Annotated in this window: 23 protein-coding genes; 8 read left to right on the top strand and 15 right to left on the bottom strand. The window is 69.2% G+C overall.

Annotated features, from left to right (window positions below; translation table 11 throughout):
• Positions 1-51: 51 nt before the first annotated feature.
• From ACFSGX_RS15975 to ACFSGX_RS16010, 8 genes are all read right to left on the bottom strand, one after another.
• The gene (locus ACFSGX_RS15975; protein WP_380931312.1) at positions 52-1,077 is read right to left on the bottom strand and encodes a phage major capsid protein; all 1,026 of its coding nucleotides are present in this window, start codon (positions 1,075-1,077) and stop codon (positions 52-54) included.
• A gap of 41 nt (positions 1,078-1,118) precedes the next feature.
• Positions 1,119-1,511: an HK97 family phage prohead protease gene (locus ACFSGX_RS15980; protein ID WP_380931313.1), complete on the bottom strand. Its 393-nt coding sequence runs from the start codon at positions 1,509-1,511 to the stop codon at positions 1,119-1,121.
• Positions 1,508-1,819, bottom strand: coding sequence for a DUF6127 family protein (locus ACFSGX_RS15985; RefSeq protein ID WP_380931314.1), 312 nt, complete (start codon positions 1,817-1,819; stop codon positions 1,508-1,510). Before ACFSGX_RS15985 ends, ACFSGX_RS15980 begins: the two co-directional genes overlap by 4 nt.
• Before the next feature lie 67 nt (positions 1,820-1,886).
• Entirely contained in the window at positions 1,887-3,026 is a 1,140-nt protein-coding gene (locus tag ACFSGX_RS15990) for a phage portal protein (RefSeq protein ID WP_380931315.1), read from the bottom strand.
• Between the two features lie 89 nt (positions 3,027-3,115).
• The gene (locus ACFSGX_RS15995; RefSeq protein ID WP_380931316.1) at positions 3,116-4,426 is read right to left on the bottom strand and encodes a DNA-packaging protein; all 1,311 of its coding nucleotides are present in this window, start codon (positions 4,424-4,426) and stop codon (positions 3,116-3,118) included.
• 15 nt (positions 4,427-4,441) lie between these two features.
• Complete coding sequence (locus ACFSGX_RS16000) at positions 4,442-4,888, bottom strand: hypothetical protein (RefSeq protein WP_380931317.1); 447 nt, start codon at positions 4,886-4,888, stop codon at positions 4,442-4,444.
• A 234-nt stretch (positions 4,889-5,122) separates the two neighbouring features.
• Positions 5,123-5,716 carry an SOUL family heme-binding protein gene (locus ACFSGX_RS16005; protein ID WP_380931318.1) on the bottom strand — a complete coding sequence of 198 codons (594 nt, stop codon included), beginning with the start codon at positions 5,714-5,716 and terminating at the stop codon, positions 5,123-5,125.
• Positions 5,717-5,989: 273 nt separating this feature from the next.
• Entirely contained in the window at positions 5,990-7,867 is a 1,878-nt protein-coding gene (locus tag ACFSGX_RS16010) for an ABC-F family ATP-binding cassette domain-containing protein (protein ID WP_380931319.1), read from the bottom strand.
• 68 nt (positions 7,868-7,935) lie between these two features.
• Between ACFSGX_RS16010 and ACFSGX_RS16015 the strand changes: the two genes are divergently transcribed.
• Entirely contained in the window at positions 7,936-8,304 is a 369-nt protein-coding gene (locus tag ACFSGX_RS16015) for a DUF3297 family protein (protein ID WP_380931320.1), read from the top strand.
• A gap of 167 nt (positions 8,305-8,471) precedes the next feature.
• Here ACFSGX_RS16015 and ACFSGX_RS16020 read toward each other — a convergent pair whose 3' ends face one another.
• Positions 8,472-9,110 carry a glutathione S-transferase family protein gene (locus tag ACFSGX_RS16020; RefSeq protein WP_380931321.1) on the bottom strand — a complete coding sequence of 213 codons (639 nt, stop codon included), beginning with the start codon at positions 9,108-9,110 and terminating at the stop codon, positions 8,472-8,474.
• Positions 9,111-9,132: 22 nt separating this feature from the next.
• Positions 9,133-9,789 carry a DUF6456 domain-containing protein gene (locus ACFSGX_RS16025; RefSeq protein WP_380931322.1) on the bottom strand — a complete coding sequence of 219 codons (657 nt, stop codon included), beginning with the start codon at positions 9,787-9,789 and terminating at the stop codon, positions 9,133-9,135.
• 86 nt (positions 9,790-9,875) lie between these two features.
• Between ACFSGX_RS16025 and ACFSGX_RS16030 the strand changes: the two genes are divergently transcribed.
• The 4 genes from ACFSGX_RS16030 to ACFSGX_RS16045 all read left to right on the top strand — a co-directional run bounded on the left by ACFSGX_RS16030 (position 9,876) and on the right by ACFSGX_RS16045 (position 12,388).
• A complete protein-coding gene (locus ACFSGX_RS16030; protein ID WP_157176923.1) occupies positions 9,876-10,439 on the top strand; it encodes a helix-turn-helix domain-containing protein in 564 nt (187 codons plus the stop codon).
• Positions 10,440-10,609: 170 nt separating this feature from the next.
• On the top strand, positions 10,610-11,323 hold the full coding sequence (pgl, locus tag ACFSGX_RS16035; RefSeq protein ID WP_380931323.1) for a 6-phosphogluconolactonase: 714 nt from the start codon (positions 10,610-10,612) through the stop codon (positions 11,321-11,323).
• On the top strand, positions 11,320-11,844 hold the full coding sequence (locus ACFSGX_RS16040) for a flavin reductase family protein (RefSeq protein ID WP_380931324.1): 525 nt from the start codon (positions 11,320-11,322) through the stop codon (positions 11,842-11,844). Before pgl ends, ACFSGX_RS16040 begins: the two co-directional genes overlap by 4 nt.
• A 145-nt stretch (positions 11,845-11,989) precedes the next feature.
• On the top strand, positions 11,990-12,388 hold the full coding sequence (locus ACFSGX_RS16045) for an OmpA family protein (protein ID WP_380931325.1): 399 nt from the start codon (positions 11,990-11,992) through the stop codon (positions 12,386-12,388).
• A 21-nt stretch (positions 12,389-12,409) separates the two neighbouring features.
• Here the strand turns inward: ACFSGX_RS16045 and ACFSGX_RS16050 are convergent, their stop codons facing one another.
• Positions 12,410-13,066 carry a L,D-transpeptidase family protein gene (locus tag ACFSGX_RS16050; RefSeq protein ID WP_380931326.1) on the bottom strand — a complete coding sequence of 219 codons (657 nt, stop codon included), beginning with the start codon at positions 13,064-13,066 and terminating at the stop codon, positions 12,410-12,412.
• 113 nt (positions 13,067-13,179) lie between these two features.
• Positions 13,180-16,401 carry a glycoside hydrolase family 2 TIM barrel-domain containing protein gene (locus ACFSGX_RS16055; protein ID WP_380931327.1) on the bottom strand — a complete coding sequence of 1,074 codons (3,222 nt, stop codon included), beginning with the start codon at positions 16,399-16,401 and terminating at the stop codon, positions 13,180-13,182.
• A 175-nt stretch (positions 16,402-16,576) separates the two neighbouring features.
• Here ACFSGX_RS16055 and ACFSGX_RS16060 point away from each other — a divergent pair, with 175 nt between their 5' ends.
• The gene (locus tag ACFSGX_RS16060) at positions 16,577-17,998 is read left to right on the top strand and encodes a M20/M25/M40 family metallo-hydrolase (RefSeq protein ID WP_380931328.1); all 1,422 of its coding nucleotides are present in this window, start codon (positions 16,577-16,579) and stop codon (positions 17,996-17,998) included.
• Between the two features lie 81 nt (positions 17,999-18,079).
• Here ACFSGX_RS16060 and ACFSGX_RS16065 read toward each other — a convergent pair whose 3' ends face one another.
• The 3 genes from ACFSGX_RS16065 to ACFSGX_RS16075 all read right to left on the bottom strand — a co-directional run bounded on the left by ACFSGX_RS16065 (position 18,080) and on the right by ACFSGX_RS16075 (position 20,990).
• Positions 18,080-18,991: an NmrA family NAD(P)-binding protein gene (locus ACFSGX_RS16065; protein ID WP_380931329.1), complete on the bottom strand. Its 912-nt coding sequence runs from the start codon at positions 18,989-18,991 to the stop codon at positions 18,080-18,082.
• A gap of 296 nt (positions 18,992-19,287) precedes the next feature.
• Positions 19,288-19,425, bottom strand: a complete 138-nt coding sequence (locus ACFSGX_RS16070) for a hypothetical protein (RefSeq protein ID WP_380931330.1) — start codon at positions 19,423-19,425, stop codon at positions 19,288-19,290.
• 68 nt (positions 19,426-19,493) lie between these two features.
• Positions 19,494-20,990: a CoA-acylating methylmalonate-semialdehyde dehydrogenase gene (locus ACFSGX_RS16075; RefSeq protein WP_380931331.1), complete on the bottom strand. Its 1,497-nt coding sequence runs from the start codon at positions 20,988-20,990 to the stop codon at positions 19,494-19,496.
• A gap of 86 nt (positions 20,991-21,076) precedes the next feature.
• On the opposite strand from ACFSGX_RS16075, the gene ACFSGX_RS16080 reads away from it, so the two are divergent.
• Entirely contained in the window at positions 21,077-21,964 is an 888-nt protein-coding gene (locus ACFSGX_RS16080) for a LysR family transcriptional regulator (RefSeq protein ID WP_380931332.1), read from the top strand.
• Positions 21,965-22,083: 119 nt separating this feature from the next.
• A complete protein-coding gene (locus ACFSGX_RS16085; protein ID WP_380931333.1) occupies positions 22,084-22,947 on the top strand; it encodes an FAD binding domain-containing protein in 864 nt (287 codons plus the stop codon).
• Positions 22,948-22,971: the final 24 nt, after the last annotated feature.

The following is a 22,971-nucleotide window of genomic DNA, read 5'->3' on the forward strand; positions in this document are numbered from 1 at the left end:
CAGGCTCGAAAGTCCGGAACCAGGCGGCAACAAGCCATTGATCCGGAACGATCAGTTCGCGGAGAACCTCATCAGCTTGATCGCCTCGGCATTCACCACCGCACCCCCCACGCGCTTGGTGGCGTAGAAGTGAACGAACGGCTTGTTGGTGAACGGATCGCGCAGGATCTGCGTCTCCTGCCGCTCGGCGATCAGGTACCCCACCCGGAAATTGCCGAACGCGATGCCCACGCTGTTCGCGCCCACGTCGGGCATGTCCTCGGCCTCGACCACCGGATAGCCGAGCAGCGTATCGGGCCGCCCCTCGATCAGCCCCGCCTGCCACACGAACGCCCCGTCCGCAGTCTTCACCTTGCGGATCAGCGACAATGTCGCGCTGTTCATCACGAACGACGCGCCCTGCCGGTACGGACTGCGCAGCGACTGGACCAGGTCGATCAGCCGCTCCTGCGCATTGCTGCCGAACCCGCCTGCGGTCCCCGACGCCACATATTGCAACGCCCCGAACGCGCGCGTCGCGTCCCCCTCCGGCGCCACCGGTTCGGCCAGGAAGCCGCGCGGCCGGTTCACCCCGTTGCCGGACACGAACGCCGCCCCCTCGGCGCGGGCGAACTCGGTCGCCACCTCGTCGGCCAGCCACTGCTCCACGTCGAACGCGGCGTCGTCCAGCATCGCCTGGCTCGCCGCCGGGTTGGCGTACAGCTCGCCCATCGGCGGCGCGATCTCCGCGAACACCGGCGTACCTGTCTCCGGCCGCCCCGCCGTCTCGGCGACCCAGCCGGACGGCGTCGCCCCGCGCGTCACCAGCTTGCGGTATCCCGCGGTCCCGACCTTCACGACCTGCGCGATGCTCCGGATCGGCGAGATGCTCGCCAACGTCGCATCGATCCGCCGGTCGATCTCCTCCGGCACGGCATAGCCGCCCGCCGCATCGGTCACGCCGTTCACACTCTTCAGCTCGACGCCCACCTCGCGCCCGGCGCGCAGATACCCCTCCACGAACGCCGTCACCGCGCCATCCGCCCGCGCACCCGACAAGGCCGGCCGCCCGAACGCATCTGCCTTCACTTCGTACATATGTCTCTCCTGTTAAAAATCTTGTCGGCAAGGCGGTCGCCTCACCACACCCGATCGACCCGCGCCCCCGGCTGCATCGGTACCGCCACCAGCGACACTTCGAGCAGGTCGACGTCGATCAGTTCACGATATGTTCCCCGGCGTTCCCGCCGCGAACGATATCCGAACGACAACCCCGTCACGTCACCGGCCAGCAACGCCGCCGCCATCGCCGACCCCGCCGGCACCTGTCCGGCGACGCGCAGCCCGCGCGCATCCTCGACAGCCACGTCGATCGTCCCGACCGGTCGCAACCCGCCATGTTGACGCAGCAACGCGACCCGCCCCGGCCTTCCGGCGAGACTGCGCGCAAACGCCCCCGACCGCACGATATCGCCACCGCGGTCGACCACGTCGAACAGCGCCGCATAGCCCTCGAACCGCACCACACTCATGGCTTCAGCAACTCGGTCAGCCCCAGCCGCGCCGCCATCGCGACCAGCAGCAGCGCCAGCGCAGTCCGCATCGCCCACGCCAGCACCGCGTTGCGCGCCGATACCTTCGCATCACGCCACGCCTTCAGAAGCTCGCGCAAAGCACTGATATCGTTGCGTGCGGACACGTCGCTCAACCCCAGCCGCTCCAGCGCCCGCCCCGCCCCCGCCTCGCTCGCCTCCTCGATCAGCGCGCGCAACGTCACCAGCGCCGCCCCCTCCTCCTCCGCCTGGCACAGCAACCGCGCCAACATCGCCACATCGGTCATCCCATCCTCCCCCACATCGCCTGCAAGTTCCCCGGCGAAGGCCGGGGCCTAGGTGAAACGGCCGCGTCTAGGCCCCGGCCTCCGCCGGGGAACCGCCCGCCTCCCCCTCAACCGCAAACCCCAGCAGCTCGCGCTTCTCCGCGCGCGACAGGAAATCCGCCGCCGCCACCTGCCCCCACATCGCGGCGCGATCACCCGACAGCGCCGGCACCGCATCCAGGTCGACGACCAGGGCCAGCCCCGGCCACCACCCCGCCAACCCGTCCGACACGCCGTCCAGCAACCGCGCCACCAGCGGCAGCACGGTCAGCCGCCACAGCGCGCGGTTTGCCTCCGCATAATTGGCGTAGGTATTGTCGCCCGGCAGCCCGAGCAGCATCGGCGGCACCCCGAACGCCAGCGCGATCTCGCGCGCCGCCGCCGCCTTCAGTCCGACGAAATCCATGTCGGCCGGCGACAGGCTCATCGCCTGCCACTTCAGGCCCCCCTCCAGCAGCATCGGCCGCCCGGCGTTGGTGGAGCCCGCGAAGCTCGCCTCCATCTCCGCCTTCAACCGGTCATACTGGTCACGGCTCAGCACCGCCCCCGGCTCGCCCGGATCATAGACCAGCGCCCCCGACGGCCGCGCCGCATTGTCGAGCAGCGCCTTGTTCCACTGCGTCGCCGCATTGTGGATCGCCACCGGCCCGGCCGCCGCACCCAGCGACCCGACCCCATAATGATCGTCGAGCGGATGCAGCGCCTTCAGGTGCACGACACCCCCCGCGCCGCCCTCCCCCGCAACCGGGTAACGCGTCGTCACCGCGCCCGCCTGGTACCGGTACGCCACCGGCCACCCGCCCGCGTCCGCCTCCACCGTCACCCGCTCCGGCCTGAGCGGATACAGCGCCTCCGGCACCCCGTCCGCCCCGCACCCGATCAGCAGATAGGCGTTGCCGTGTAACAGCATCTGCGCCGCCACCGTCTCCAGCACCGGCTTCACGATGCGTTCCGCGACGTGCCCCTGATCGGCCGCCAGCACGGTCACGCTGCCACACGCATCCGCCACCATCCGCACCGATCGCTGCGCCACCGCATTGCCCAGATACGCCGCCCGCACCTGCGCCTCATACCCGCGCGGCCAGTCTCCCAAGACGCCGCCCCCCGCACTCCGCACCAACGCCGGACGCGCCTCCGCACGCCCGGACTTCCGCCCGAACAACCACATGACAGCACTCCTAAAAAGCCAGAACCGTCCATCCCGAGCGAAGTCGAGGGACCCGTCGAGCGCAGCCGAGACGCGCACACCCTATGAAATTACAAAACCCTTAAACCCGGCGCGCCACCCCCGCGCCCCAGCATCAGCTCGGTCATCGCCCACACCAGCGCATCCGCCCGATCCGGCGAACGCCCCGGCCCCACGTAACTGCCGCCCGACAGCAGCCCCGCCAGCTCGTCCTCAAGCCGCGGCAAAGCGCCGACATGCACCGCGCGCCCCGCCTCGTACAACGCCGCCACCGGCTCCGCCCGCGCCACCTTGCCGCGGCTGGCATGCACCAACTTCACCGGCATCGCGTGGTTCGCGGCGCGCAGCACGCTCTCGACCATCGCGCCGCCATTGTTCGCCTCCGCCACCACGCGGTCCGCCCCGTGTGTCGCCGCCGCATCCGCCACCGCCTGCGCCCAGCCTTCCGGGCTCACGCCCTGCACGCTGGCGTCGGCCACCACCTGCGCCACCCCGTCCGCGCCCAGCGTCACCACCACGATCCCGCAGGCGTCCGACGTCGCCGTCGCCCCCGCCGGCGGATCGACCGCCACCACGGTCCGCACCGCCGGCACCGCCACGTCGCGCCGGCACGACTCGATCAGCGCCCGGCTCCATAGCGCACCGTCGATCTCCTCGATCAACTCGCCGTCCAGCTCCTGCCGCCCCAGCCGCGTGCCACCGTACAGCGCATCCATCGTCGCCACGAACGCATCCGCCAGGTTCGCGCGATTGTCCGCCGTCCGCCCGCGCGTCACCACCACGCCCGGCATCGCGATCAGCCGGCGGACCAGCGGCACCGGCCGCGGCGTCGTGGTCGCCACGATCCGCGGGGCTCGCCCCAGCCGCAATCCCATCGCCAGATTGTCCCATGCCGCATCGCCCCCCTTCCATTTCGCGATCTCGTCCGCCCAGGCCACATGATGCTGCGGCCCGCGCAACGCCTCCGGTTCGGCGGCGGAATAGACCGTCGCCGTCCCCCCGCCGGGCCACCGCAGCCGGCGCAGCGAGGGTTCCCACACCGGCCGCGCCTTCCGCGGCGCGATCGCCAGCAGCCCGCTCTCCCCCTCCACCATCACCGCCCGCGCCTCGGCATAGGTCGCACCGACCAGCGCCGCCTGCACCCCCGGCCGCCCCTCCAGCTGCGCGCGCACCCATTCCGCCCCGGCCCGCGTCTTGCCGAACCCGCGCCCGCCCAGCATCAGCCACAACCGCCAGTCGCCCGGCGGCGCACGCTGCCCCGGCCGCGCCCACAGCGCCCAGTGATGCTCCAGCCCGCGCGCGCCCTCGCCCAGCCGGCGCAGCATCCGCCGCCGCTCCGCATCCGGCAGCAACGCCAGCCGTTCGCCCAGCGATCGTTCCATGGCCCCGCCCCCCGCTCATTCCGAGATGCTTTCCAGCCGGCGCTTCATCTCTGACAGTTTCTCGTCGATCCGGTCGGTCACCACGCCCAGGTCGTCGATCTCCTCGAAGATGCCGGTCGCCTGCACCGCCCCGCGGTGTTGCCGCAGCAGCTGCAACCACGTCCGCTCCTCGTGGCTGGTCGGCGCATCGCGCTCCGCCTCGCCCCCCGCCGCCCGCGCCAGCGCACGTTGCAGCATCCGCAGTTCCAGCCGCAGATACCCCTCGGCCAGCGCGCGCAGGAACGCCGCGCGGAACTTCGCATCCGCCTGCCGCCGCTGCCACGCCCGCTTGTCGGTCGTCCCCACCGCAATCGCCGATTGCGTCACATTGGCGGACCCGGCCAGCTCCTCCAGAAACCCCTTCTCGATCGTCGCCGACCAGGTCGCCGGCTTGTCGGCCTTCTCCTTCGCCGTATCCCCCATGCGTCATGCCCCCCGGACGACGAAGGGGCCGGAAAGCGTCTCCGCCCCGGCCCCTTTCGGAATTTCTCATCGTTCACGTCATGTGCCAGAACAGCGCGCCGATGTCAACCTCTTTTAACCGATCTGGTTCTCTTTTAGATGGTCATCCCGGCGAAAGCCGGGATTTCCCTTTGGTCGAACCGAACCGCAAGCCAGAACGAGATCCCGGCCTCCGCCGGGATGACGGAACTGGAGTCAGACGACGGCCTGCCAAACCTCATTATGCTTCAGCGGCCCGGGAATGAACGGCGAGTTGAAGAACGCATGCTCCACGCCGCCCACCGGCTCCAGCCCGCGGGCCTTGATCCACGCCGCCAGCTGCGCGCTCTTCTCCGCCAGCAACGCATCGTCCGCCTTGCCCGGAAAGCGGATCGTCGCCACCCGCCGCGCCGCGATCAGCTCGATCTCGATCCCCGCGTCGGGGGTCGGCAACGTGTCGCGCGTATAGGCCTTGGGCATCACGAAACTCACGGTCCAGCCGCGCCCCTCCGTCCGCTCGGCCAGCACCGGCGCGGTCATCGCGATCTCATCGCCCTCGCGGTGTTCGGCAAAGATATAGCCGGCCAGCACGCCGAACCCCTGCCCAAGCGCCCGATCGCGCCCGCCCGGCTGCACCGTCCGCGCCACCAGGATCGGCGGATAACGCCGCAGTTCGAACACGCCGTCCTCCTCGACGGTCACATAATCCGCCTTCTCGGTCGTCCGCTCCTTCAGCCAGTACAACCCCGCACCCGCCACCGCGACCGCCCCCACGCCCGCCGCCCAACGCCCGATCCTGCGATAATTCATAAGGGGGTCCTTCTACTTCTAAGCCCCTCCCCTTCAGGGGAGGGGTTGGGGTGGGGCTGACATCGTCAACTTAGCAACGTCGCAGGTATGAAGCGGTTGCCCCCACCCCAACCCCTCACCTGAAGGAGAGGGGCTAAGAGAGCCTCAGCTCGGCCTCTTCATCGGTCCCCCCGGCCCGAATAGCCCGCCAACCCCCAAACCGTCATGCCGGCGAACGCCGGGATCTCCCCCCGGTCAAGCACCCCCACAAGCCCATCCCCGCAACAACAAGCCTCAGCTCGCCTTCTCCAGAACCTCGCTTGCCTCGACCCAGACCGCCTCAGCCGCAGCCAGCCCGGCCTCCGCCTCGGCCCGCTTCTTCATCAGCTCCGACATCGTCAGCTTCGCATAAGCCGCCCCGGCCGACTTCGGATCGAACATCGCCAGGTCGATCTCCCCGCGGATCGCCGAGAACTTGGCCATCTCGCGCTCCGCCGCCTGTACGGCCTTCTTCAACCCCTGCGACTTCTCGCGCAGCTCCGCCGCGGCCTTCCGGTCCTGCTTCGACTTGTTCTTGCCGCCGCCCGACGCCGCATCGCCGGACGAGCTGCCCGACCCCTTCAGCACCATCTCGGTATAGTCGTCGAGCGACCCGGAATATTCCGTCGCCGTCCCATTATCGACCAGCACCAGCCGGTCCGCGGTCAACTCCAGCATGTGCCGGTCATGGCTCACCAGCACCACCGCACCCGAATAATCGTTCAGCGCCTGGACCAGCGCCTCGCGCGAATCGACGTCCAGATGGTTCGTCGGCTCGTCGAGGATCAGCATGTGCGGCGCCTCCCGCGTGATCAGCGCCAGCGCCAGCCGCGCCCGCTCGCCGCCCGACAGCTTGCCGACCTTGGTCAGCGCCTTGTCGCCGGAAAACCCGAACCGCCCGAGCTGCGCGCGCACCGCACCGGGGCTCATCCCCTTCATGATCCGCGTCATATGCTCCAGCGGCGTGTCGGACGTGTCGAGTTCCTCGACCTGGTACTGCGTGAAATACCCGACCTTCATCTTGCCGCTCGACGTCATCTCGCCGTCCATCGCGGGCAATTGCGCCGCCAGCAGCCGCGCCAGCGTCGTCTTGCCGTTGCCGTTCCGGCCGAGCAGCGCGACCCGATCATCCGGGTCCAGCCGGAAATTCAGCCGCTGCAGGATCGGCGTCTCGGCATAACCCACCGCCGCCATGTCCAGCGTCACCAGCGGCGGCCGCAGCTCGGTCGGATCGGGGAAGTTGAACGACAGCGTCGGATCCTCAGCCGCACTCGCGATCGGCTGCATCCGGGCCAGCGCCTTGGCGCGCGACTGTGCCTGCTTGGCGGTCGATGCGCGTGCCGAATTGCGCGCGATATAGTCCTGCAACTTCTCGCGCTGCTTGGCCTGGCTCGCCCGCGCCGACTCCAGCTGCGCCAGCCGCTCCGCCCGCTGCCGCTCGAACGAATCATACCCGCCCGCGTACAGCGTGGTCGTGCCATTCTCGAGGTGCAGGATATAGTCGACGACATTGTTCAGCAGGTCGCGCTCGTGGCTGATCACCACCATCGTCGCGCGGTAGCCCTTCAGGAAATTCTCCAGCCACATCGTGGCTTCCAGGTCGAGATGGTTCGACGGCTCGTCGAGCATCAGCAGGTCCGGACCGGAGAACAGCAACGCCGCCAGCGCCACCCGCATCTTCCAGCCACCGGAGTAGCTGTCGAGCGGCCGCCCCTGCATCTCCTCGTCGAACCCGAGACCCACCAGGATCCGCGCCGCCCGCGCCGGCGCGCCATAAGCGTCGATCGCGATCAGCCGCTCATGCACTTCGCCCAGCCGGTCGAGGTCCTGCTCGGTCTCGCTCTCCTCCAGCAACGCCTTGCGCTCCAGGTCGGCGTCCAGCACCGTCTCGAACGGCGTCGCGGTACCCGACGGCGCTTCCTGCGCGATATAGCCGATCTTGGCGCCCTTCGGCATCTCGACCGTGCCCGCGTCGGCGTCGCCCAGGCCGCAGATGACCTTCATCAGCGTGGACTTGCCCGCGCCGTTCCGCCCGATCAGGCCGACGCGCGCCCGCGTCGGCAACGCGGCGGTCGCGCGGTCGAGGATCGTGCGTCCGCCAAGACGCACCGTGATACCGTTCAGATTCAACATGGCCGCGCCGATAGCGTAATTTGCTGCACCGCGCTATCGGACACGAAACACGAAGCACGGAACGCATCATGACCGACCAGACCCCCGACCAGATCCCCGCCGACCAGCCGCTCGCCGGGCAGGCGCAGGCCGCTCCCGAACAGACGGCCGCCGATCAGGCCGCGGCTACGTCCGACACGCCCCCCGACCGCCTGTCGACGAACCCGAAGAGCCCGTTCTTCATCCCCGAGCATCTCCAGCGCGGCGTCGGCATCGTCTTCAACGGCGTCGAAAAAACCAACGTCGACGAATATTGCATCTCCGAAGGCTGGGTAAAGATGGCCGTCGGCCGCACGCTCGACCGCAAGGGCAACCCGATGACCATCACGCTGAAGGGCAAGGTCGAACCCTATTACCGCGACACCGCGGCGGCCGCCGAAGGGGCCGGCGAAGCCTGAGCCACCACACCCGGTCAGCATCACCGGCCCGGACCGAGACGCCCACCACCACAAACCGTCATCCCGGCGAAAGCCGGGATCTCCCTTCGGTCAGCGGTGAGCCCTTCACCTGCACGAGATCCCGGCCTCCGCCGGGATGACGCGGGAGGGGAGCCACTCCAGCCCCCTCACCCCATCCGCGCCAGCAACGCCCGCTCCTTCTCCACCAACCCCGCAAAGGACGGCCGCGCCAGGATCGCCGCCTTGTAGGCCGCGATCCGCGGGAACCCGTCGAGCGTGCCACCCGCATGCTCCAGGTTCACCAACGGACTGACCACCGCCAGATCCGCCAGCGTGATCCGGTCCTCGACCAGAAACAAACTCTCCGGGATCCGCGCCTCCAGATACGCCAGCACCCCCGGCACCACGTCCGCCTCGCTCGCGTCCGCCGCTGCCAGATCGCCCGGCTTGCCCTCGAACCGCGGGCTCACCACCCGGTTGAAGAACAGCGGCCGGATCGCATCGAACAGCTCCGCATCGCCATACTCGTCCCAGAACATGGCCGTCCCCCGCGCCCGCGGCTCAGCCGGGATCAACGCCGGCTCGGGATGCAGCGCCTCGATATACGCGACGATCGCCGACGAATCGGCCAGCAGATAGTCGCCGTCCCGCAGGGCCGGCATCTTGCCCAACGGGTTCGCCTCGCGGAACGCCGGGTCGTCGCTCCCCCGCCCGACACGGTGAAGGTCGATCGCGACCCCCTTCTCCGCCGCGAACGCCAGAACCTTCCGCACGAACGGCGAAAACGAACTTCCGTACAGGATCATCGCTTATCCTCTTCCAGGCTCCTCACCCCAGGCCATAATGATCCGCCAGCCGGTCGAGCGCCAGCCCCAGCACCAGCTTGCCCGACCGCTTCGGCCACCCCAGCGCGCGCTCCGCGGCCTCCAGCCCCTCGCCCGCGCACGCCACCCGCCACAGCACGTCGGACAACCCCGGCCCGGCCGCCGCCACCGCCGCCTCGAACCGCCGCTTCGCCGACAACTGCGCGCCCGAAGGATCGATCGCGCCGCCCGCGCCACCACCGCCGGGCGTCGCGGCCGGGTCCCACCGCATCGTCACGCGCGGCGCCAGCTGCGCCGTCTCCCAGTCCGCCCGCACCCGCTCGCTCGCATCATATTGCCGCGCGGTCACATGCCCCCGCGCACGCAGCCAGCCGAGCGGCGACTCGCCCAGATTGACCGTCACGCGCCGCCCCGCCCCCTCGACCGCCGCCAGGTTCCGCTCCACCAGCATCCGGTTCGCGCCCTCCGGCGTCGCATCGCGCACCGACCAGCCGCGCCCCGCCTCGGTAGCGACCAGTCCGCCCTCCGTCATCTGCGCCAGGTCCGCGCGCACCAGCACCTCGACCAACGCCACCGGCGTGTCCGACAACCTGCGCCCCGCCGCCAGCGCCGCCAGCGCCGCCATCACCGCCTGCCCCCGTCGATCGAGTATCACGCCCATGCCACCATCCTCCGCTACGAAGGGACACTTGCCACAACGTCACGATTGTAGGACAGGGAAATAACCTTACTGGTTAGGAGCCCTCCATGATTACCGTCATCCGCGATGTCCGCCGGGCCAAGGGCATGACGTTGCAGGACGTCGCCGACGCCTGCACCCCGCCCACCACGGCGCAGACGATCGGCCGGCTGGAGACCGGGATGCGCACCGTGTCGGTCGGCTGGCTCAACCGCATCGCCGCGGCGCTCGGCGTTCCCGCCGCCGATCTCGTCCGCCTGCCCGATCAGGCCGATCTGGCCGTCGCCGCGATCCTCGGCGGCACCGGCGCGCACGCCCCGCGGCAATCCGACGCCGTCCTGCCGCCCCGCCCCGCGCCCGATCATGTCGCGGTCATCGTCGACGCCGGCGTCGGCGACTACCGCGCGGGCGACGTGCTCTGGTGCCGCCGCGTCGGACCCGACGGCTTCCCGTCAGCGCTCAACCGCGACATCCTCGTGCCCCGCCCCGCCGGCCGCTTTCTGTTCGGCCGCCTCATCGGCCGCGAAGCCGGCAAGCTCCAGATGCTCCCGCTCGGCGCCGGCATGCGCCAGCAAGTCCTCGCCGACCCCCCCTGGGCCGCCATCGCCAACCTGCTGGTGCGGACGCTCTGAGACCCTAAAGCCCTCTCCCCTCCGGGGAGAGGGTTGGGAGAGGGGCTTAGCTTGGTACCACTGGGCATCGACCGGAACATCCCAACCATCGAAGAGCGGCAGAAGCCCCCCCTCGCCACCCCCGCCGCCATCCGCTATGCCCCGCGCGACACCCCAAGGAGACCCTACCGATGATCGAAGCCGAATGGTGGGAGTTCGAGGATCGCGACAGCCTGGCGCAACAGGTCGCCGACGATATCGAATTTGTGATCGAACGCGCGCTCGCCGGTCGCGGCCATGCGCTGCTCGCGGTCACCGGCGGCAGCATGCCGGCCGCGATCTTCGCGGAACTCGGCAAGCGCAAGATCGCCTGGGACAAGGTCGTCATCACGCTGACCGACGACCGGATCGTGCCCGATGACGACAAGCTCAGCAATTTCGCCGAACTGACCAAGATGGCGGGCAAGACCGGCGCGACGCTCGTGCCGCTCGTCCGCGGCGCCACCGCGACGGACGATCCCGCCGCCGCCGGCCGCGCCGCCGACGCGCGCCTCGCCGACCTGCATTTCCCCCCCGACCTCGTCTGGCTGGGCATGGGCGAGGACGGCCACACCGCGTCGATCTTCCCGGGTCCCGACTTCAACCATGCGGTGAACGGCCCCGCCGCGCGCCGTGCGGTCGGCGTCCGGCCCGATCCGATGCCCGCCGATCGCCCCGCCAACCGCGTTACGCTGACGCTGCCGGCACTCGCCGGTGGCCACGCCATGATCGTCACGATCGCCGGCGACGTGAAGAAGGCGACGCTGGAACGCGCGATCGAAGAGGGTCCGTCCTCCACCCTGCCGATCGGCCGCGTGCTGGCCGCGACCGAAGCCGCGATCGACATCTACTGGAGCGCCGAATGACGACCGCGACCGATCTGGATATCCCGCCCGCCACCGACACCGCGACGCTCGCCGCCGCGGTCCGGGTGGCCCTGCGCCGGATGGCCAAGTCGGTCACGGTCATCACCGCGCTCCACAACGGTCGCCGCTATGCGATGGCGGCGACCGCGGTCGATGCGCTGTCGATGGATCCGCCGTCGATGATCGTCTCGGTCAACCGCTCTGCCTCGCTCCACGCCCCGCTCGCGGCCGGCGCGGATTTCTGCATCAACGTGCTCGGCGCGATGCACGAGGATGTCAGCCGCGCCTGCGGTGGCGGCGCCTCGGGCGAGGACCGCTTCGCCACCGGCAACTGGATCACCGGCCCGCGCGGCCTGCCGATGCTTGCCGACGCCCAGGCCGCGTTCGTCTGCCACAACGACGTCTCGCTCGGCTACGGCACTCACGGCCTCTTCATCGGCCGCCTCGTCGACGTCCGCTCCTACGGCGACGTCGACCCGCTGGTGTATCTGGACGGCCGCTACACCCGCCTGGCGGAATAGCTACGGCCGAACCGGCCGCCGTCGACAGCGATCTTGGAAATGTCGCAGGCAACGACGGGTGCAGCTTGGCCGTCACGAAGGTGAAGCCAACGGTCTGCCCCGAACGCCGATTGCACCGACAAGACCGCCATGCCATGCCGCCACTATGCTGACAGCGCTTCTTCTGGCGATTACCGTCGAGCACCGGGTTTTATTGCCCGCCCCCCTTGCGCCAGCCGTCAACGATCCGTTCGTTGTGTTCTTCCGGACGGGGGATGCTACCGTCACGACGGAGAGCCGACAAATACTCGATAATTTCGTCCGCGCGGTGCGCAATGATCGAACGCTAGGGATTACGATCCTTGGTCATGCCGACCGTGCGGAAGGCCCGCTGCACGTCACGCTTCCCCTGTCCGAACGGCGTGCCGCCGCGGTCCGGCGCTACCTGCTGTCTGCCGGGATACCGGTTCGCATCGTCCATGCCCGGGCAATGGGGACCGCCTTTCCCATCACGCGCAGCCCCAACGTCGTCAACCAGTACGTTTCCATCGCAATCGATCTCTGAGACCGCGCAGCTCCGTGCGGCTCAAGCAGCCTTGATAGCCTGCCCCTGCCCCAACATCTCGCCGCGCGTGATGATCACCCGATCACCCAGCTTCATCACCTTGAACAGCTTCGCCGCAAACGCCGTCGGCACGCCGATGCAGCCATGCGTCACCGTGCCCCATTCCACGTCGCTGCCATGGATCGCCACGCCGTCATTGGTCAGCCGCAGCATGTACGGCATCGGCGCATCGTACAGGTTGGACACATGGTCCGCATCCTTCTGCGTGATCGGGAAGATGCCGGTCGGCGTCGGCCGCTCGTCCGCGCCGTACATCACCACCGCGGTCCCGATCTCGTATCCGCCGCGGAACACCGACAGCGTCTGCGCGACCAGGTCGACCGTCACGATCATCGGCCCCGCCGGCACGCCCGCCTCGTCCCACACATAGTCGCCATGCGTAAACGGCCGCGGCACATCCAGCACGCGCTTGATCACCATCCCCTGATCCACCGGCGCCGCAGCAGGAGTAGGAGCAACCGCGGGCTTCGCCGCCGCAACCCGAACCGGGGCCGCAGCCGGCACCACCGGCTCCCGCGCCGAAATCCCGGCGATCCACGCGACCGGACCCAGCACCGCAATCCCCAGCGCGACATACGCCACCGGCTTCCAGCTCGCTTGTCCCGTTCCGCCCGTCATCGCACCGCTCCCGTCGTCCCGCCCGCCATCGCGCAAAGCGACCGACAAGACCAGTGCCGCTCTACGCCCGTCCCAGCCCGGCACATTAACCAAGCGCGTTCATGCCCCGACGATCAGAACGCCACCTCGCCTCCTGTCGCCGAAGCCGGCATCGCCCCCGCGCCGGCCAACTCGCCACCGCCCGCCCACAGCGTGAACCGATACCGCACCGGCGCCACCGCGATCCGGTACCGCTCCAGCGGCCGCCCGAGCGCGCTCCAGCTATCCGTCCCGCCCAGCCCACTCTGCACCGCATCGATCGCCAGGCTCACCTCGCCATGCGGCAGGATATCGCTGCTCTTCCGCGTCCCCGGCGGCCGCCGCGCCAGATCGTCATACGGAAAGCCCAGCACGTTCATCGACAGCGGCGCCGCCCCACGCACCATCAGCGCCGGCACCCCCGCCCCGCTCACCCGCATCCAGCGCACGCCGACCTTATTTCCCGTCTCCTGCGGCCGCATATAGTCATGGTTCTGGTCCGCGATCGCCCCGGCCCAGCGCCCCAGCGCCGCCCCCGCCTGCCGATCCACATAACTCTCGTGCGGCCCCTTGCCGTACCATTCGACGCCCTTGAACCCCGACGGCATCCGGTACGCGAGCCCGACACGCAACGGATCGGGCAACCCGCTAAGCAACGGCGTGAACGCCGCATCGACGGTCACGCTGCCGTCGCCCAGCATCCGATACCGGTTCTCGAAGCGCGCCGCCCCGTCGCCGACGAGGAACCGCACCACGACCACGGCCCCCTCGCCGCTCCGCTCCACCGTCACCGCCTCCACCGTCCGGCGCGCGGACGCATCGCGCCACACCGCATGGGTCCGCTCCACCTTGGTCCCCAGATCATTGTCGGTCAGCGCGCGATAGAAGTCCGGACTCCCCCCGCTCAGCACCGCGCTGCCACCCTTGTCGTAGGCCACCATCCCGGTCGCCCGGTCCACCACCAGCGCCGCGTCTCCCACGGACAGCGTCACCCGCCCCTCCGCATCGCGCACCGTCACCGCACCGGCCACCACCACGGGCTCCTCCGCAACCGCCGGCAACACGAACTGCTCCCAGGCCACCAGGCTCCCCGCCGGCACCATCGGCACCGCCCCACCCCACGCCCGCGCGGTCAGCGTCATGACATATTCATGCCCCGCCCGCCGCGGCACCGCGGGCATCGCCACAGTCACCGCCCCCTCCGCCCGCGCCGCGACGCTCACCGCCGGCATCGCCCCACGCGCCACCGCAACGCCGTCCTCCAGCATCACCCAGCCCAGCTCGTACCCCGACAGATCGCTGAAATCCTGCCGGTTCGCGATCGTGAACCGCCCCGCCGCCAGGTCGTCCGCCCGGAACGCGATCGGCTGATACACCTTGCGCAGCTCGAACAGGCTCGGGTTCGGCGTCCGGTCCGGCTGGATCAGGCCGTCGCCGAACTCGATGTCACCGCCCGGGTTCGGCCCATACAGGTTCCCCGTCCCCCAATAAGGCTCCCCGTTCGCATCGCGCGCATGCATCGACTGGTCGACCCAGTCCCACACGAACCCGCCCTGCAGCTTCGGATTGGCATAGATCGCGTCCCAGTAATCCGCGAGGTTCCCGCCGCTATTCCCCTGCATGTGCGAATATTCGCACTGGATCAGCGGCTGCGTGAACCGCTTGTTGCGCGCATAGGCGATCGTCTGATCCACGCTATAATACATCGGCGCGAAGATATCGGCATAGGCGTTCGGCTTCGGCTCGCTCAACGTCCCCCAGCCCAAATAGCTGATCGGCCGTGTCGGATCGCGCCGCCGGGCCTCCGCCGCCGCCTTGGCGAACGCCGGCCCGATCCCCGCCTCGTTCCCCAGCGACCAGAAGATGATCGACGGGTGGTTCTTGTCGCGCTCCACCATGTTGGCGACGCGCGAGACATGCGCCGCGTCCCACGCCGGGTCGTACCCGATCTGGTAAAGCTCGCGCTCGCGGTCGCCCTTCCAGCCCATCTCCATGTAGGCGTGCGACTCGACGTTCGCCTCGTCCATCACGTACAGGCCATATTCGTCCGCCAGATCGTACCAGCGCGGATCGTTCGGATAATGCGATGTGCGCACGGCGTTGACGTTGTTGCGCTTCATCATCTCCATATCGCGACGCATCGACGCCATCGATATGACGTGGAACGTGTCGGGGTCGTGCTCGTGCCGGTTGACCCCGCGGATATACACCGGCCGCCCGTTCACCGTCAGCCGCCCGCCCTGCACCGCCACGTCGCGAAACCCGATCCGCTGCGCCGTCGCCTGCATCACCTTGCCCTGCGCGTCGATCATCTCGACCAGCAAAGTGTAGAGGTTCGGCGTCTCGGCGGACCAGGACCGCACGTCCGCCACCCGCGCGCTCAACCGCACGCTCCGCTCGCCCGCGCCCGGCCGCACCACAGCACTCCGCTGCGTCACGGTCCGCGCGCCCTCCAGCAACGTCGTCCGCACCGTCATCGCGGTCCGCCCCGGCAAGACCTTCGCCGTCACGTCCAGCGTCCCGTCGCGCCACCCGTTGGTCAGCCCGGCCTTGACCGCGAAATCGCGCACCCGCGCCTTGGGGGCCGCCATCAGGAACACGTCGCGCTCGATCCCCGACACCCGCCAGAAATCCTGATCCTCCAGGTAAGACCCGTCGGACCAGCGATAGACGCGGATCGAGATGCTGTTGCGCCCCGGTCGCAGATGCCGCGTCACGTCGAACTCGGACGGCAGCTTGCTGTCCTCGCTATACCCGACCATCCGGCCATTGACCCAGACATAGTAGGCCGAACCCGCCGCCCCGATATGCAGCAGCACGTCCTGCCCCGCCCACCCGGCCGGCACCTCGACATCGCGACGATACGATCCCACCGGATTGCGATCATGCGGGATCAGCGGCCGGTTCGCCGGAAACGGATAGGTGATGTTATTGTAGCGCGCCTGGTCATAACCTTCGGTCTGCCAGTCCGCCGGCACGCGGATCGGCTTCCACCCCGACACGTCGTAATCGTCGCGATAGAAATCCGCCGGCGCGCCTTCGACGTTCGGCGAAAAGTGAAACTGCCAAGCCCCGTTCAGCGACAGGAACCGCGCCGACGCCGCCATGTCCCCCGCGATTGCCTTCGCGCGATCCTCGAACGGAAACCCGGTCGCCCGCGCCGGCTCCTTGCCGCGTTCGAATATCGCGGGGTTCTCCCAGTCCGGGCGGCTGGCGTCGATCTGCGGCGACATCGGCACAACCGGCCGGTCCTGCGCGGCGCCCGCCTGCGCGAACAGCAACGGCACCACCATCGCGGCCAGTCGGCGCATATCCATCTCCCCGGAGCGTCCTCGTCGTTTTCTAGACGGAGTAATGCGGTCGGCCACGAATGCAACCGCTCCTCGTCCGGACTGCGTTTTGGGACCCTTGGGGACATTGCGCCCGGTCCCTTTGCCATGCCACACCATGCGGCACCGCAGCACGGCCCTGTTCCCGGAAGGCTCCCCATCGATGAAGCGCGCTCCCGCCCTGTTGATCACCGCCGCCCTCGCGGTCCAGTCGCTGCCCGCCGCGGCGCAGACCCCGCCCGCGCGGCCCGATCGGGTCGCCTTCCGCGAATTGTACCGGGAACTGGTCGAAACCAACACGACCTCGTCGGTCGGCAACTGCACGACGGCCGCCGAACAGATCGCGACCCGGCTGCGCGCGGCGGGGTTCAGCGACAAGGAACTGGTCCTCTATGTGCCACCCGGCCGCGCCCGCGACGGCGGCCTCGTTGCCACCTGGGTCGGCAGCGACGCGAAACTGCCCGCCATGCTGCTGCTCGCCCATATCGACGTAGTGGAGGCCAAGCGCGAGGACTGGGTCCGCGAACCGTTCAAGCTGATCGAGGAAGGCGGCTTTTTCTACGCCCGCGGCACCAGCGACGACAAGGCGCAGGCCGCGATCTTCTCGGACTCGCTCATTCGCCTGCGCGCCGCCGGCTACAAGCCGCGCCGCACGATCAAGCTGGCACTGACCTGCGGCGAGGAAGGCAGCAACCCCAACGTCCTGAACGGCGCCCGCTGGCTGGTCGAAAACCGCCCCGAACTGCTGAAGGCCGGCTTCGCGCTGAACGAAGGCGGCGGCGGACGGACCGCGCCCGGCGGGGGACCCGAGACGCTCGGCGTCCAGGTTTCGCAGAAGTCGCCGCGCAACTACATTCTCGAAGTCACCAACCCCGGCGGGCACAGCTCGGTCCCGCTGCCCGACAACGCGATCTACCGGCTTGCCGCGGCGATCCTCAAGGTCGGCGCCGTGCAATTCCCGGTTCACTTGAACCCGGTCTCGCAGGCCTATCTCGCCAAGGCCGGCGCGCTCCGCAAGGACGCGGTCGGCACCGCGATGCGCACCCTTGCCGCGAACCCAACCGATGCGGACGCCGCCCGCGCGCTCTCGGCCGATCCCGCCATGAACGCGCTCCTGCGCACGACCTGCGTCGCCACTTTGCTCGACGGGGGCCACGCCGCCAACGCCTTGCCGCAGCGCGCGACCGCCGGGATCAACTGCCGCATCGTGCCGGGCGAAACCCCCGACGAGACCCGCGCCACGATCGCGGCCGCCATCGCCGACCCGCAGGTCAAGGTTCTGCCGAGCAAGATCCAGGAACGCCCCGTCGCGGTCACCCCACCGCTCGATCCCGCCATCCTGAAACCGATCGAGACGGTCGGCGCAAAGCACTTCCCCGGCATCCCCGTCATCCCGACGCAGTCCACCGGGGCAACCGACGCGACCTATCTCAGCCAGATCGGCGTGCCGACCTATGGCATTCCCGGCCTCTGGAACGACGGATCGTCGGGTACGCACGGCCTCAACGAACGGATGTCCGCCGACGCGCTCTACCGCGGCCGCGACTATATCCACGACCTGATCCAGGCCTACGCCGCCGGCTGATCCGCACGCCCCACGGCTCTATACGCCGCGCACTCTGCACCCCGGATCCGCGCTCCGCCGACGCCAGCGTCTCCCGCGGCGTCAGACGGTTCGTGCCAGCACAGCCTCCGCGCGGGTCCAGTCGGTCTTGCCATAACGCGCGTTGTCGAGCGGGACGAGCTTGCCGCGGCCGCTCGCCATGTCGCGCAGATACTGCATCCCCTGCCACGCAGGGAACGGCGCGTCGCTCTTGGGGGACAATGCGCGCGCAACCGCGATGACGGTGCTCAGGCGGCCGATCCCGCCGGCGCGGAGCAGCTTATACTCCCGCCCGCTCAGCCGCGTCATGATCGACGCCAGATCGCGCGCGCTGACCACATCGCCCGCGATGCGCGAAAAGCGTGGGGCGTCCGCATCCATCGCAACATCGGCCACATGGTCCGCGACGTCGTCCTTGGTGGTGAAGTCGAGCGGCTGATCGGCATCGCCCCAGTGCAGGATGCGGTGGAGCTTGTGCAGAACGATCGGCGCCTCACCGGTCAGCAGGTCGGCGAACGCACCGTTCAGCACCGATGTCGCGCGGATCGGTGCCGCGTCGACGCGCGCCTGAAACGCGCGCCGCAGGTCCATGTTGCGGTTGTCCCCGGGCCGCGTCCTGGTGAAATCGAGCGAGAAATCGGACGGCATGAAGCGCGGCACGCCGACCGCGACCGCTGCGTCGAGCAACCGACCCTGCAAGCCCAGGATCGTCGGCGCGAGCCCGTTCAACGCCGATACCACGCACACCGCACCGGCACAGGCGCGCGCCAGTGCGGCCGGATCGGCATAATCCGTCTCGATCACGCTCGCGCCCGTCCCGGCGATCACCCCCCGCTTGGCGTCCGGCGTCTCGGTCCGGACCAGTGCGCGAACCGGCACGTCGCGGCGGCGCAGTGCCCGTGCGATCCGCAGACCCAGATCGCCGGTCGCGCCGGCCAGGACCACGGCTCCACCTTCGACATTTCGAACGGCCATCCGCGCCTCCCTCTGTTCCCTGAACGCATGCGGGCTGGGACTGACCGATTCCGATCCCGTGGTCCACCCCCGGACCACGACCATGAGATTGCTCGATCCGCCATCGCGCGCCAGGAACGAAAGGTCCTGAAGCACCGTGCTGACCGGGCCCGCCAGCGTGCCGGCATCACTCCGCCCCGGAAGCCCGCCCTTCGCGATGTCACGCTCGATGCGCGTGCGGAGGGCGTCGATGTCCGGGTCGCCCCCCTAGGATAAATGGCAGGACCCAAAGCTTGCTGATTGCAAAGCCGCTGGTCTCAGGGGCCCTCGTGCCAAGGATCGGTGCCGGGCTCCGGCTCGTCGTCCATCGGGCTGCCGGTATGTGGCGCATCGGGCACGATCGGCTGCGTCACCGGGGGCTGTTCAACGTCCGGCTTCGGGGTGTCGGTCATCATGGTCGTTCTCCGTAGCAACGCGCCGCCCGCGGGCATGTCCAACCGACACGCCCGCGGACGCCGCGGGATCACATCGTCGGGATGATGAAGCTCTGGTCGATCACCGACCCGCCGCTCGGCCAGCGTTGCGTGATGGTCTTGGTGCGCGTGTAGAACCGGATGCCGTCGGTGCCATACTGGTTCAGGTCACCGAAGCCGGACCGCTTCCACCCGCCGAAGCTGTGATAGGACACCGGCACCGGGATCGGCACGTTGATGCCGACCATCCCGACCTCGACCGAGCTCGCGAAGTTCCGCGCGAAGTCGCCGTTGCGCGTGAAGATCGCGACGCCGTTTCCGTACTGATGCTGCGTCGGATAGCTCACCGCCTCTTCGAACGTCGCGGCGCGCAGGATCTGCAGGACCGGCCCGAAGATCTCCTCCTTGTAGCTCTGCATGTCCGGCCGGACATGATCCAGCAGCGTCGGCGCCAGGAAATAACCGTCCTCATAACCCTGTAACATGAAGCCACGCCCGTCGAGCACCAGTTCGGACCCCTCGTCCACCGCCATCTGGATATAGCCTTCGATCCGCGCCTTGTGCTGCGCGCTCACCACCGGCCCGTAATGCGCGTCGGCATCGGTCGAGATGCCGATCCGCAGCTTGGCGATCTCCGCCACCAGCTTCTCGCGCAGGACCTCCGCGGTCTTCTCGCCGACCGGCACGACCACCGGCAACGCCATGCAGCGCTCGCCCGCCGAACCGTAAGCCGCACCCAGAATGTCGGCGACCGCCTGGTCGATGTCGGCGTCCGGCATGATGATGCCGTGATTCTTCGCGCCGCCCATGCACTGCATCCGCTTGCCCGCCGCGGCCCCGCGGCCATAGACATATTGCGCGATGTCGGACGACCCGACGAAGCTCACCGCCTTCACGTCGGGATGATCCAGGATCGCATCGACGACCAGCTTGTCGCCGTGCACGACGTTCAGGATGCCGGCGGGCAACCCCGCCTCCAGCGCCAGTTCGGCCAGCCGCACTGGCACGGACGGGTCACGCTCCGACGGCTTCAGGATGAACGCGTTGCCGCATGCAATCGCCGGGGCGAGCATCCACAGCGGGATCATCGCCGGGAAATTGAACGGCGTGATGCCCGCCACGACGCCCAGCGGCTGGCGCATCGAATACACGTCGATCCCCGGCCCGGCGCCCTCGGTGTAATCACCCTTCAGCAGATGCGGGATGCCGCACGCGAATTCGACCACGTCGAGCCCGCGCTGGATATCGCCCTTCGCATCGGAGATGACCTTGCCATGCTCGGACGCGAGCAGCGCGGCCAGCTCGTCCATATGCGCTTCGATCAGCGCCTTGAACTTGAACATCACGCGCGCCCGGCGCTGCGGGTTCGTGGCGCCCCACTCCGGCTGCGCGGCCTTCGCGTTGGCGACCGCCTCGGCGACCGTCTCGACCGTACCCAGCGCGACCTGCGCCTGAACCTGGCCGATCGTCGGGTCGTAGATGTCGCCCGTACGGGCGCCGGACCAGGCGGCGGTCTGCCCGCCGATGAAATGCGATACGTTGCGCATGGCTCTTCCTCTCAAGTTATCACGTTGGTCTTAGCCTCTGCACGACGCCACCGGAACCACCGCCAAACCGCATCCGTTGTGCAAAAATGCAGAGTCTGAACTGGGACGACATCCGCCTGTTCCTCGCCGTGGCGCGCGACGGCCGGCTCCAGGCCGCGGCCCGCACCCTCGGGCTCGATCATAGCACGGTCGCACGCCGCATGAACGGGCTGGAGGCGGCACTCGGCGCGCGGCTGATCGACCGGTCACCGCGCGGCGTCCTGCTCACCCATGCCGGCGACCTGCTGCGCGATCATGCCGAGCGGATGGAGGTCGAGATGATCGCGGCCAGCGCGGCGGTCGGCGACGATGCCGGCACCGTCGCCGGATCGGTCCGGCTCGCGACCCCCGAGGCGTTCGGCACCTGGCTCGTCGCGCCGAATGTCCACCTGCTCCACGCCCGCCACCCGACCGTCATACTCGAACTCGCGCCCGAAAGCCGATCGGTCAGCCTGTCACGGCGCGAGGCGGACATCGCGATCGGCCTCACCCGCCCGCCACGCGGCCGGGTCGTCGCGCGCAAGCTCGTCGACTACCGGCTCGGGCTCTACGCCGCGGCCGACTATCTGGACCGTCACCCGCCGATCGACACGCTTGACGCGGTCAAGGCGCACCCGCTGGTCTGGTATATCGACGAACTGATCGACATCCCCGAACTGCGCTATTTCGACCAGATCGTCAGCGACGCACCCACCGTGTTCCGCTCCAGCTCGATCGCGGCGCAGCAGGCGGCGGTCGCCAACGGCCTGGGGATCGGCGTGCTGCACGTCTTCGCCGCCGAACAGGACAGCCGCCTGCAACGCGTCCTGCCGGACGTCGCGGTGACGCGCAGCTACTGGCTGCTGATGCACGCCGACCAGCAACGCCTGCCGCGCATCCGCGCCGTCGTGGATTTCCTCGACGAGGTCATGCGGATCAACCAGCACCGCTTCTGACCGCCAGTTCTAACCATCCGTTCACTTTCCGCTTGCCACCCCTGTTTCCAGGTGCGACAAAATGACCAGTCGGTCAGAAGTGAGGCATGCAGCCCTCGCCGCACCGGCGTGGAGGAGCCATGAAGCCGCCATCCTTTGGCTATCAGCTTGCGCAGGACCTTCCGGATGCCTTCGCGCACTATGCCGCCGCGACGGACGACGTGCTCTGGCTGGCGGGCGGACACAGCATCGTCCCCTCGCTCGCGCTCCGCCTTCAGGCGCCCGGCCTGCTGATCGACATCTCCCGCCTGCCCGAACTGGCCGGCATCACGGTGTCTGACGACGGTCTCCGGATCGGCGCCACCACGCGCCATGCCGAACTGCTGTCGAACCCGCTCGTGGCGGAACACGCGCCCATGCTGGCGCAGGCCGCGCATTTCGTCGCGCACCCCGCGATCCGCAATCACGCGACGTTCGGCGGCAACCTCGCGCTGGCCGACCCGGCGTCCGAATTCCCGGCCGTCGTCCGCTGTCTCGGCGGCATGTTCGACATCGTCGGCCCCGATGGCGAACGGACCGTCGCGGCGGAGGACTTCTTCCTCGATCTCTACACGACCGCGATCGAGCCGGGCGAGATCCTGCGCTCGATCCTCATCCCCCCCGCCCCGCCCGGCACGCTGACCGCGTTCGACGAACTCGCCCGCCGCCACGGCGACTACGCCATGGTTGGCGCCGCGGTCCGGCTCGTCATGGACGACGGCCTGATCGGGCAGGCCGGTCTCTGTTTCCACTCCGTCGGCGCGACGCCCATCCGCGCCGAAAACGCCGAGGCCGCACTCGTGGGACACCCGCTCGACGACGCCACGATCACGGCGGCCCGCGACGCGCTCGCGCAGGATCTCGACCCCGCCGACGAACCAACCATGCCCGGCGCGACCCGCCTGCATCTGGCCGAGGTGCTGCTCGGTCGCATCCTGTCGCGGCTCGCCACCCCTGCACCCTGAACACGCCACGGATCGAACTTTGAA

Source organism: Sphingomonas arantia, from assembly GCF_042682045.1.
Lineage (GTDB): Bacteria > Pseudomonadota > Alphaproteobacteria > Sphingomonadales > Sphingomonadaceae > Sphingomonas_R > Sphingomonas_R arantia.